The following is an 11,188-nucleotide window of genomic DNA, read 5'->3' as shown; positions in this document are numbered from 1 at the left end:
GCTTTGCCTCCGGCTTCCTTCAGATTCCACCTCACGATGGACACCCTTGCCTTTGGCTAATGGTTCCCACTGCCAAGCCCATAGCGGACTTTCACCGCCAAGTTACTGCCCATGCCGGGCGCACATGAAAGAGGCCGGGCTGAATTGCCCGGCTGCCTTTGCATTCCAGCTCCTTGACTCTTCAAAAGAATCATGGTCATCTCATCTTATCGTTCAATTTCTTCACTGTTGAACATATATTTTAATGAGGTGATCAAAATGCAAAAACATTTGTATATTTTTTTATTGATGATCGGTTTATTGTTCATGACGTTTTTTCTTGATCTGTTCTTTCAACAGCATAAAAATATCATAACCTTTCAATCTTATGTAGTATCCCAGCAGAAAATACCAAAGGAACTATTAAAAGAATACCATCATGGAGAGGAAAATATCAGGCAAAAGGCAGCTAAGGATATCATAAAGGCTACGCTAAAAAACCTAGACTATCCACAGTGGCTTGATTACATAGATTATATCAGCTTCATGCTCTATGAATCCAACATACTGCCTGGAGATGATTTGGAACTCATTGTGGTGCTGAACCTGTCAAAAGATCAATCCGTCATAGGTATCTATCGATCTGTAGCCAGTGAATATATATTTTCCTCTAAGATTGAAAATGCTCTTCCCATCGAAAAATTAGACTTTATTGCTGCACCGGATTTGGGATATAATTTTATCATCAGTCATCAAATCATTGATGAAAGACTGGGAGGATTTTTCATCGAACGATTTGTAAAAATCTATTTGTATTCGGGAGAAACATGGAAAGAACTGTGGAAAATGATAAAATACAGTGAAGAAATCTACAAACTGCAATGGCAGGATCCCAAGGCTCCTGAAAATCAATGGATCAAAATTACCGAAAACAATCTTATTCAATTCCATCAAGACCCTCGCCTGCATATCTCTGTTGAAATCAACCGTAAAAAATTTACAACATACAAGGAAACCATACCCTATCCCAATGAATTCAAACTTACTGACACCACCCGATTCAAAGAGGACTTTTACTGGAATCCCCAATATGGTCAGTTTATTCTCAAGGAAGGCCTACGAAAATCTTCAGGAGAACCCGTAGCCATATTGGAAGATACCCAACACGCCATAGAAACCTTTATGGGATTTTCTCTAAATAATTATAAAATTATTTCTACCGAGGGCAAGATTGAATATATTCCCAAGGATCGTATCCTCCTGCAAGCGCCCTAAGCTGAAATCTCCTTTCCTACTTGTCATGGGCGTCATCCCATAATGAAAAAATTGGCTTTCGCAGGATTTTTACTTTATTTATAGAAGATAATATACAAAGAGCTTTACAAAGAAAGGAATGAAAAATTTTGACAAGAAAATTATTTCACGAAAATGTCTATTTAAAAGAATTTACTGCCAATATATTAAAGATTCGTGAGAAAGAAGGAAAATACTATTTGGTGCTCGATCAAACGGCCTTTTACCCTGAAGGCGGAGGACAGCCCCATGATCTTGGGTGGATCGGAAATTGCGAAGTAGCATATGTATTTGAGGAAAATGGTCAAATCTACCATGTGACCCATCTGCCCCCGGAAAAGCCGGATCACGTCAAGTGCAGAATTGACTGGAACAGACGTTTTGACCATATGCAGCAGCACCTTGGCCAACACTTATTGTCTGCGGCCTTTGAAAAGCTTTTTGATGCAAAGACGGTAGGGTTTCACTTGGGCACCGAATACGTAACCATTGATGTTACCTTGGAAGAAATGTCTCCTATGCAAGCAGAAAAGGTAGAATATCTTGCCAATCAATTTGTGATGAACAATTTGCAGGTCAAGCAATTATATCCCGATGCTGAAACCCTTGAAAAATTACCCTTGCGAAAACCTCCAAAGGTTAAGGAAAATATCCGTATTATCGAAGTAGATCAAGTAGACTATTCTCCCTGTGGAGGCACCCATCCGTCCCAAACCGGTGAAGTAGGTCTCATAAAAATACGGAAGTGGGAAAAAATTCGCGGCATTACCCGCGTTGAATTTCTTTGCGGCAACCGGGCCCTAAAGGATTATCATTGGAAAAATCATCAGATCAATGCCATTTCCAACTTGCTGTCCGTTAAGGATATGGACGTTCAAAGTGCCGTGGAGAGAATTTGCAGCGAGAATCATTCCTTAAAGAAAGACATCAGGAATTTAAAAGAACAGTTTATTGACTATGAAGCCGCCATGTTGCATGGTGATGCCGAGACCCTAGGTCCGGTAAAAATCATAAGGAAAATTTTTGATCAAAAAGACTTTGCAGAACTTAGACTTTTGGCCACAAAACTTGTATCCCAACCCAATGTGGTTGCGTTACTCGGCACAAAAGATGAAAACAAAGCCCAAATCATTTTCAGCCGCTCTAAAGACCTGGAAATTCCTATGCATCATTTATTCAAAGAGATTTCTCCCATGATCAACGGAAAAGGCGGCGGCAATCCCCAAATCGCCCAAGGTGGAGGCAATAACTTGGAAAACCTGGAAAAAGCTCTAGAGACAGCCTATTCCATGATTGCAGAACAAATATCTTAGAAAAATAGCATAAAGAAAAGTGTCCCGTTGAAAGGACACTTTTCTTTATGCTATCACCCTATATGTGCTTGGAAAAATTATACTCACAAATATAGATTATAAACAAATTTTCCGTTGTTCGCAATAGGTTGTTTCGATTTTTTCCTACATATTTCTTGTTTCTTATCCATTATATTCCACATCCTTCCGAATTCATACATTTTACTGAATTTCTATTATCTAATATTTTCTTCCTTCCATATAATGATTATATTGGAGGGAAGGGGTAGATGTCTCTCTTCTCTATAGAGATTCTCTTATGAGTTTTATGAATTGCATTCCCATGATATCGAGGAACCCCTCTCTTTTCTCTACTTCTATCTTCTTCGATTGATCCATAAATATCTGAAAATACGCCTTTAATTGCCGGACATAATTCTCATGGTAAATAACAGCAAGCATTTCATAATCTCTTTGCATCCCCCTGTAGTCAAAATTGGCTGTACCAATGGACGCTATTTTATCATCCACGGCAATCATTTTACTATGAATAAATCCATTTTGGTATTGAAAAACCTTTACGCCTGACTTCGCCAACCTCTTGGCCCAAAGGTTAGTCGCATATTTTGCAACAAGATTGTCGGAATTAATGGGAATCAGTATTTGGACATCAACACCTCTGAATACTGCATTCTCAAGGGCTGTTATCATACTTTCCGTAGGGATCAGATACGGCGTTATGATAAATATTTGTTTTCTTGCAGCATTCACCATGGAAAAATATGCGTGTTCTATATGATTTTGAGGAGAATCAGGGCCCCCTGTAATGATCTGTACTGGAATATTCTCCCTATTTTCTATATTTTCTTTATAATATTTTTTATCCATCAGCATTTGCCCTTTGGCCATATACCAATCCCTTAAAAACACAGATTGAACTTGCGCCACCCCACTGCCCTTAAGAAGGATATCTAAGTCCTTCCATTTCCCTATTTTTGTTTTTTTCCCAAAATATTCGTCCCCTATATTTCGTCCTCCCATCATGCATGTTTCTCCATCGATAATCAGCATTTTTCTATGATTTCGGTAATTCATGCTTACATTACAAATTCCTTGCCAAAGAGGAGAAAAAGTCGCCACCTCTATACCTGCATTTTTTAACTCTCGGATATATTTACGCTGCATCAATAAACTGCCAAAGCCGTCGTAAATCAATCTTATTTCAAGACCTTCCCTCTTTTTTTGAATCAGTAAATTTTTGATTTTAGTACCAATTTGATCATTTTTGATAATAAAATACTCTGCATGAATATGATGTTTTGCATTTTTGATGGACTGAAACATAGCATCATAGGCTTCCTTTTCATGTGCTAGAATTTCTACATAATGAAAATATGGCCCGTCAGGAGATTCTTCTTTGATATGAATGTTGCATACCGTTTCTGCCACATTTTGTACAATAACCCTTGGCCCTTGGGATCTTTCCTGGTTCAGTAGATGAACATATTCTGCGTTTTTCTTGGCTATACTTTTGTGATATTCTCTCTGGATATCTCTTGCCAGTGCCAATGCGGCCAGCAATAGAAAAGCGATTGCCAGCATATGGAGCAGCCACCGGAGGGAAAAAGATTTGACTATAGCAAACAGAAAATATATCAAGATAAGGATAAATAATATCTTTTTCAATCCATCACGCCCTACTTATCATTTTTCTCTAATAGTTTTACATATTTCCCTCTCCTTTACTCATGAATTTCCTGTGGGGGAAGAATAAAATCTGCAATCCTCCTTTGCAGGGAGGGTTGTCTTGCAGTCCATGACAGCCATGAAGAAATGATCCGCAACTTTTCAATGCCCATAATTTTTTGTGCATAAAAAATAACAAAGTCTTCCGTTGGAAGATTTGAAGGAAGACTTTGTGGAAACCCATGACGGAAATTATGACTTCTCTACAATTTAGGAAAGTACATAATTTCCTATGTGTGATAAGGAAAAAAAGCGGCTTGCTGATTCGCGACGAAGCCTAAAGCTCAAGGGTTCTTACTTATCCCATTACTTTTTCTACAGACTGAAAGACTCCAAAAGGTCTTTTTTTACTATTGCTCACGATGAGGAAATAATCTTAACAGTACTTTAATCATGAAATAAAACAAAATTAATATTGTAAAGGTGGTTCCCATACCATAGGCCATAATCCTTAAGCCCTCCGGAATTAGTGTAAAATCCATCATATCACCCCTCTAAGATAATAGTGCCAGCACAACACTGCCCGCTATAATTGACCCGATTTGCCCCGCCACATTTGCTCCTACAGCCTGCATTAAAATAAAATTGCTTGGGTCTTCTTTTTGAGCCATCTTTTGTATTACCCTCGCAGACATGGGGAAAGCCGAAATCCCTGCAGCTCCTACCATGGGGTTATATTTTTCCTTCACAAACAGATTTAAAATTTTGGCAAATATGACACCGCCTGCCGTATCAAAAACAAAAGCCACAAGGCCCATGCCTATAATCATCAAAGTTTTCCAATTCAAAAATGCTTCTGCAGTCATGGTAGATCCAATAGTGATTCCTAAAAGCAAGGTAACCAAATTTGCAAGCTCATTTTGAGCCGTTTGTGACAATCTTTCCAGTACACCGCTTTCTCGAATCAAATTTCCGAACATTAACAGTCCCACGAGGGTTACACTGATCGGTGCAATAATTCCAGCCAAAACTGTCACAGAAATAGGAAACAATATCCTTACCATTTTGGAAACCTTTACTTCACGATAATCCATTCTGATTCTACGTTCTTCCTTGGTAGTCAGCGCCCGAATCACCGGGGGTTGTATCACCGGCACAAGGGCCATATAGGAATAAGCAGCTACAGAAATAGGCGCCAACAGATTTTGGGCAAATTTAGAAGCAACAAATATAGAGGTTGGTCCATCAGCAGCGCCGATAATTCCGATGGAAGCTGCTTCTTTCAATGGAAATCCAAACAGCAAGGCCGTCAACAAAGTAAAAAATATTCCAAACTGGGCAGCAGCACCAAAAAACAGCATGGATGGCATTTTTAGCAAGGGAGTAAAATCGATCATCGCTCCCACGGCAATAAAGATAAAAGCTGGAAGCAATTCCGTTAGGATCGTGGTACGAAAAAGAATCCCTAAAACCCCATGCTCCGGATCTGCAATACCAGGCACCTCAGCAATGACCGGTATATTTGTAAGAATTGCACCAAAACCGATGGGTAGCAGCAGCATTGGCTCATATTCCCTTTGAATGGCCAAATAGATCAGTACTCCCCCTATCAGAAACATGATAACATTGCCCCAGGTTAAACTTTGAATACCCATCAATAATTTTTCCATGAACATTGCGAATACGCCTCCTCATATTCAGTTTCAAAAAAAAGACCTTTTGTTTATACCTGATCATGTATAAACAAAGGTCTTGCCTTCAAGAAAACTTGATAAACTAGCCGAGTTGCTTTTCGCAACCGAGATGACGACTAGTTTGATGGCCCAAGGCCATTGGCTACTCCCCTTCATTCTAGATGTCTTCCACTGACAAAGTAAAGTATAGCATAGATAATTTTAAAAGTAAACCATTCTTTAGAATTCTGCCGTTCTTACCGTTCTCGGGAAGGAGATGACATCCCTGATATTGCTCATTCCCGTCAAATACATAATAGCCCTTTCAAACCCAAGGCCAAAACCAGCATGTCTTGTTCCTCCATATTTCCTCAGTTCAAGATACCACCAGTAATCTTCCTTATGAAGCCCCATTTCGTCCATTCTTCGCTCCAGTACCTCGTACCTTTCCTCCCTTTGGCTTCCTCCAATAATTTCTCCAACGCCGGGCACAAGCAAATCCATGGCCGCAACAGTTTTCTGGTCATCATTCAACCGCATATAGAATGCTTTAATCTCTTTAGGATAATTTGTAACGAATACCGGTTTCTTAAACACCTTTTCCGTCAGATACCTTTCATGTTCTGTTTGCAGATCACAGCCCCATTCCACAGGGTATTCAAAGTTTTCCACTGAATTCTTTAAAATTTCGATGGCCTCTGTATAAGTGATTCTGCCAAAATCTGAATTTAAAACGTTATTTAGCCTGTCAAAGAGTCCAGGATCAATAAAACTGTTGAAAAATTCCATTTCTTCCGGTGCATGCTCCATAACATAACGGATAATATATTTCATCATATCCTCAGCCAATTCCATATTGTCCTCAAGGTCCGCAAAGGCAATCTCCGGCTCAATCATCCAGAATTCTGCCGCATGACGGGCTGTATTGGAATTTTCTGCTCGGAAGGTGGGTCCAAAGGTATAAACATTTTTAAAAGCCATACAGTAAGATTCCACGTTTAACTGACCACTTACTGTCAAGTTTGTTTCCTTTCCAAAAAAATCCTTAGAAAAATCTACAGTTCCCTGCTCATCCTTTGGAATATTGTTTAAATCCATGGTAGTTACTCTGAACATGGCCCCTGCCCCTTCACAGTCACTGCCCGTAATGATTGGCGTATGGACATATACAAAGCCCCTCTCCTGGAAAAACTTATGGATGGCATAGGCAGCAATGGAGCGGACCCTAAATACAGCAGAAAAAGTATTGCTGCGTGGTCGCAAGTGGGCAATAGTTCTCAAAAATTCAAAACTGTGTCTCTTTTTTTGCAAAGGATAATCTGTTGTGGAGTATCCTTCCACTTCTATTTTGGTGGCCTTCAATTCAAAGGGCTGTTTGGCTTCCGGCGTAGCCACAAGCTTCCCTTCAACGATAATAGCCGAACTAATGGGCAGCTTTGCAATCTCTTCAAAATTATCCAAATGATCTTCGAATACAATCTGAATATTCTTAAAATAACTGCCGTCGTTTAATTCGATAAATCCGAATGTTTTTGACGTTCTTACGGTTCTGATCCATCCCCCGACCTTTATGATCTGATCTAAATATTTGTCTGTTTCCTTAAAGATTTTTTTTACTTCCGCCAGTTTTATCATTTCTTTTGCCTCCTTTTTATCATTGCTTAACCATATTAAAAAGCCTTTCCTCCCTATCCAGGGACGAAAGGCTAAGTTCCGCGGTACCACCCTAATTGTCAAAAATGACCATCTCTAATCAATACTGAATGAATCCATTCAATATTGTCCAACAGATAACGGTTTGGTTCCGTCTAAGCCTACTCTCCTATGGATTTCAGTTAGAAACTCCGAGATGTTCTTCAGTAGAGGCTTCGTATCGGTCTTCCACCATCACCGACTCGCTAGGACTACTTCCTTTACCTACTCTTCTCTTCCTCGTCTTTTGCTGTCATATTTTATTATAAAATATTATATGCTTCGCTAAAATATCTGTCAAATCTTTTTTGATCCGGAGAAAAAATATCCTTCCATTCTTCAATTATTGTAAGTCTTTGCGGATTATATAAAATTTATGCATGCTTGGTGCAAAACCAGCTCCTATCTTAAAAATTCTTAGCACTTTTTCTACAGGACATCTTCAAGACCCGTTTTTATCCTTCTTAAGCCACGCGAGTCTTTCTTTTATTTTTTTTTCATAACCGTTTTCAGTGGCTTCATAATATGTTACCCCAGAAAGTTCGTTAGGCAAATACTGCTGCTCCACATAATGATGGGGATAATCATGGGGATAAAGATAGCCCAATCCATGACCCATTTTTTTTGCCCCGCTATAACTTTGATCCCTTAAATGCAAAGGTACCTGTCCGATTTCTTTATCCCCTATATCCTTGAAAGCTTTATTGATGCCCACATAGCTGGCATTGCTTTTGGGGGCTGTCGCCACATACACTGCAGCCTGGGCCAAAATAATTCTCGCCTCCGGCATGCCGATCAACTGGACAGCTTGGGCAGCACTGTTGGCCACTACTAAGGCATTGGGATCTGCCAATCCTACATCCTCTGAGGCGGCAATCACAATCCGCCTGGCAATCAACATGGGGTCCTCTCCTCCATGAAGCATCCTAGCCAGATAATGCAGGGTTCCATCGGGGTCAGAGCCCCTCATGCTTTTTATAAAGGCAGAAACAATATCATAATGATAATCGCTATTTTTGTCATATTGGATATGCCTCTTTTGCAAACATTCCCTTATCACATCCAAGCCGATATGAATTTTTCCTTCTTCATCCTTCTCCGTGGTCAAAACAGCCAACTCCAAAGCGTTTAAGGCTCTCCTGGCGTCACCGTTGGCAACAGCCGCTAAAAACTCCAATGCTTGGGGAGCCAAAGAAATATCAAACATGCCTAGGCCCACTTCACAGTCCTGTAAGGCCCTTAGGATAATTTTTTGAATGGCCGCCTCATCCAAGGGTTCCAGACGGAACAGCATGGATCTTGAAATCAAAGCATTATTTACTTCGAAATAGGGATTTTCCGTAGTGGCACCAATGAAAATCAATGTGCCATTCTCCACATAGGGCAGCAGTGCATCCTGCTGAGCTTTATTAAATCGATGAATTTCATCGAGAAAAAGAATCGTTCTCCTGTGATACATCCCCATGGTATCTTTAGCGTTTTCCACCACTTCCTTTAAATCCTTCACCCCTGAGGTAACAGCATTGAGTTGGACAAAATTCGATTTGGTCGTATTGGCAATCACCCTTGCAAGGCTCGTCTTTCCTGTACCGGGAGGCCCATAGAGAATCAGGGAAGTAATGCGATCCGCCTTAATTGCCCGCCATAGGAGCTTCCCCTCTCCCACAATATGTTCTTGGCCTACGAAATCCTCCAGTCGCTTTGGCTTTAATCGTTCAGCCAGAGGTGCATCCTTTTTTAAATTGATTTCCCTTTGTAAGTCAAACAAATCCATAATAACCACCTTTTTTTCTATTTCATAAATGATATATTCTTTTTTCATCGGGAGAATCCTTCTTTGTCAAGTCTTTATAAAAATTTCTCTGCAACCAATCCTCCCTCCGCAAGATTCCTATGGAAAATGGACAACTCCTTTTTTTCTCAAGTTCAATTCCTTTAGACTTTTTCCTTCCCATTCTTTCAGTACGGCTATCTCCAATATGCTATAATCTGAGGCTAATTCGATATTATCCAATATATTTGACGACTAAGTAGAGATCGAATAATACAATCATGGCATGGTGCATAGGATATATTGTTAGAATACAGAAAGGGATGAAAAAGGAATGTCGGGAAAAATAGTTTTGATTGTCGTACACCGTAAAAAGCTTATACTCCCACTGCTCATAATCCTAGGCATATCCATGCTCCTTATGGCAAGCAGGAAAAACTACGTTACCAGTGCTGTATCCCATCTTTTTTATGACAACATCATCGCCATTGATCCCGGACATGGGGGAATCGACGGCGGAACATTTCAGTCAGGACTATTGGAAAAAGATATCAATTTGGATATTTCCTTAAAAATAAAAAAAGTATTGCAGCATCAAAATATAACAGCGTTCCCAATAGAATCCGCAAAACTCTATCGGTATTTCCCAAATTTTTCTTCCAGGATATTGCCATTTTTTCATCTCCTTTCGTCAATAGGCGAATACAGTTATATTTTGTCCTTCCGTAGAAAAAATAAGCTCAAGAGAAATTATAATTTTTTTACATCCATTGTCCAAAAACAACATAAGTCCATGGATGTATTCCATCCATAGACTTATATGCCCCTACACTTCCCGATGCAATTTTCTCAGCTTTATTCAACAATACAGTCATATTGAAAGCCCATAGAGCTGTTTGCTAAAATAGCGATCCCCTCTATCGGCAAATAATACAACGATATTGCCTTTCCTTATCTTTTTTGCTTGATTGAGCGCTGCCTGAAAAACAGCCCCCGAAGAAGACCCTACCAACAGGCCTTCCTTGAAAGCCAATTCTTTTACCATGAACAACGCTTCTTCATCGGAAACCTTCTCCACTTCATCCACCAGGCTCATTTCCATAACACTAGGTATAAAATCATTGCCTATGCCCTCTATTTTATAGGGTCCGCATGTTCCCCCTCCAAGAATAGAACCCACAGGATCTGCTAAAACACCCCGTATATTTTTATTTTTTTCTTTGAGATAAGACATAACGCCGGTAAATGTCCCACCGGAACCTGCCCCTGAGACAAATAGGTCAATCTGTCCATCTAGTTGCTCATATATTTCCCTTCCCGTAAAAAGATAGTGGGCCTGGGGATTATAGTTATTGGCAAACTGGTTGACCACAAAGACATTTTTTATTTCTCTTTTTAATTCTTCTACTTTTTGAAAGGCTCCATCCATGCCGGCTTCGGTAGGTGTATGGATGATTTTTGCTCCCAGGGCCTTCATGATGATTTGCTTCTCTATGGAAAACTTCCCCGGAACCACGAAAATGATGGAATATCCCTTATGAATAGCTGCAAGGGCTATGCCAATCCCCGTATTGCCTGCTGTAGCTTCTATAATGGTATAGCCTTTTTTTAACATTCCCTCTTCTTCTGCCTTTTCAATGATCCATTTTCCGATCCTGTCCTTCACAGAACCGCCCGGATTATAAAATTCCAACTTGGCAAAAATATTTACATCCTTTGGTATGTCAAAATGGTTAATTTTCAGCATAGGGGTATTGCCGATCAAATCCTGTATCTGATTATAATAATGCATATCACTTTCC

The 11,188-nt window shown here is 39.8% G+C and carries 10 protein-coding genes and 1 other annotated feature; of the genes, 4 read left to right on the top strand and 6 right to left on the bottom strand.

The window, feature by feature from the left end:
* The 3 genes from AN619_RS16195 to AN619_RS01910 all read left to right on the top strand — a co-directional run.
* Window positions 1-232: hypothetical protein (locus AN619_RS16195; protein ID WP_207644247.1), on the top strand; the 232-nt coding region annotated here is incomplete at its 5' end.
* A 26-nt stretch (window positions 233-258) separates the two neighbouring features.
* Window positions 259-1,254, top strand: a complete 996-nt coding sequence (locus tag AN619_RS01915; protein WP_068554553.1) for a hypothetical protein — start codon at window positions 259-261, stop codon at window positions 1,252-1,254.
* Between the two features lie 128 nt (window positions 1,255-1,382).
* Window positions 1,383-2,585: an alanyl-tRNA editing protein gene (locus AN619_RS01910; protein ID WP_068554551.1), complete on the top strand. Its 1,203-nt coding sequence runs from the start codon at window positions 1,383-1,385 to the stop codon at window positions 2,583-2,585.
* Between the two features lie 282 nt (window positions 2,586-2,867).
* Here the strand turns inward: AN619_RS01910 and cls are convergent, their stop codons facing one another.
* The 5 genes from cls to AN619_RS01890 all read right to left on the bottom strand — a co-directional run bounded on the left by cls (window position 2,868) and on the right by AN619_RS01890 (window position 9,437).
* Window positions 2,868-4,250, bottom strand: coding sequence for a cardiolipin synthase (cls, locus tag AN619_RS01905; RefSeq protein WP_083524933.1), 1,383 nt, complete (start codon window positions 4,248-4,250; stop codon window positions 2,868-2,870).
* A 410-nt stretch (window positions 4,251-4,660) separates the two neighbouring features.
* Window positions 4,661-4,792: an OadG family protein gene (locus AN619_RS15490; RefSeq protein WP_198153212.1), complete on the bottom strand. Its 132-nt coding sequence runs from the start codon at window positions 4,790-4,792 to the stop codon at window positions 4,661-4,663.
* Window positions 4,793-4,804: 12 nt separating this feature from the next.
* Window positions 4,805-5,926, bottom strand: coding sequence for a sodium ion-translocating decarboxylase subunit beta (locus AN619_RS01900; protein ID WP_330382005.1), 1,122 nt, complete (start codon window positions 5,924-5,926; stop codon window positions 4,805-4,807).
* Between the two features lie 237 nt (window positions 5,927-6,163).
* Window positions 6,164-7,558, bottom strand: a complete 1,395-nt coding sequence (gene asnS / locus AN619_RS01895) for an asparagine--tRNA ligase (RefSeq protein WP_330382004.1) — start codon at window positions 7,556-7,558, stop codon at window positions 6,164-6,166.
* Window positions 7,559-7,614: 56 nt separating this feature from the next.
* Window positions 7,615-7,865: a binding site (T-box leader), on the bottom strand.
* A 192-nt stretch (window positions 7,866-8,057) separates the two neighbouring features.
* Window positions 8,058-9,437 (bottom strand): replication-associated recombination protein A, encoded by a 1,380-nt coding sequence (locus AN619_RS01890; RefSeq protein WP_330382003.1) that lies wholly within the window; start codon window positions 9,435-9,437, stop codon window positions 8,058-8,060.
* A gap of 283 nt (window positions 9,438-9,720) precedes the next feature.
* On the opposite strand from AN619_RS01890, the gene AN619_RS01885 reads away from it, so the two are divergent.
* Complete coding sequence (locus AN619_RS01885; RefSeq protein WP_068554547.1) at window positions 9,721-10,200, top strand: N-acetylmuramoyl-L-alanine amidase; 480 nt, start codon at window positions 9,721-9,723, stop codon at window positions 10,198-10,200.
* Window positions 10,201-10,257: 57 nt separating this feature from the next.
* Here AN619_RS01885 and AN619_RS01880 read toward each other — a convergent pair whose 3' ends face one another.
* On the bottom strand, window positions 10,258-11,178 hold the full coding sequence (locus tag AN619_RS01880) for a PLP-dependent cysteine synthase family protein (protein WP_068554545.1): 921 nt from the start codon (window positions 11,176-11,178) through the stop codon (window positions 10,258-10,260).
* Window positions 11,179-11,188 lie beyond the last annotated feature (10 nt).

This window comes from Thermotalea metallivorans (genome assembly GCF_001562415.1).
GTDB classification, from domain to species: domain Bacteria; phylum Bacillota; class Clostridia; order Peptostreptococcales; family Thermotaleaceae; genus Thermotalea; species Thermotalea metallivorans.
This window is presented reverse-complemented; position numbering and strand designations above follow the sequence as displayed.

Bases quoted from the DNA above. Each gene is read 5' to 3' on its own strand.
- AN619_RS01915 (WP_068554553.1), top strand. From the start codon at position 259: ATGCAAAAACATTTGTATATTTTTTTATTGATGATCGGTTTATTGTTC.
- AN619_RS15490 (WP_198153212.1), bottom strand. From the start codon at position 4,792: ATGGATTTTACACTAATTCCGGAGGGCTTAAGGATTATGGCCTATGGT.
- AN619_RS01900 (WP_330382005.1), bottom strand. From the start codon at position 5,926: ATGTTCATGGAAAAATTATTGATGGGTATTCAAAGTTTAACCTGGGGC.
- asnS (WP_330382004.1), bottom strand. From the start codon at position 7,558: ATGATAAAACTGGCGGAAGTAAAAAAAATCTTTAAGGAAACAGACAAA.
- AN619_RS01890 (WP_330382003.1), bottom strand. From the start codon at position 9,437: ATGAAAAAAGAATATATCATTTATGAAATAGAAAAAAAGGTGGTTATT.
- AN619_RS01885 (WP_068554547.1), top strand. From the start codon at position 9,721: ATGTCGGGAAAAATAGTTTTGATTGTCGTACACCGTAAAAAGCTTATA.
- AN619_RS01880 (WP_068554545.1), bottom strand. From the start codon at position 11,178: ATGCATTATTATAATCAGATACAGGATTTGATCGGCAATACCCCTATG.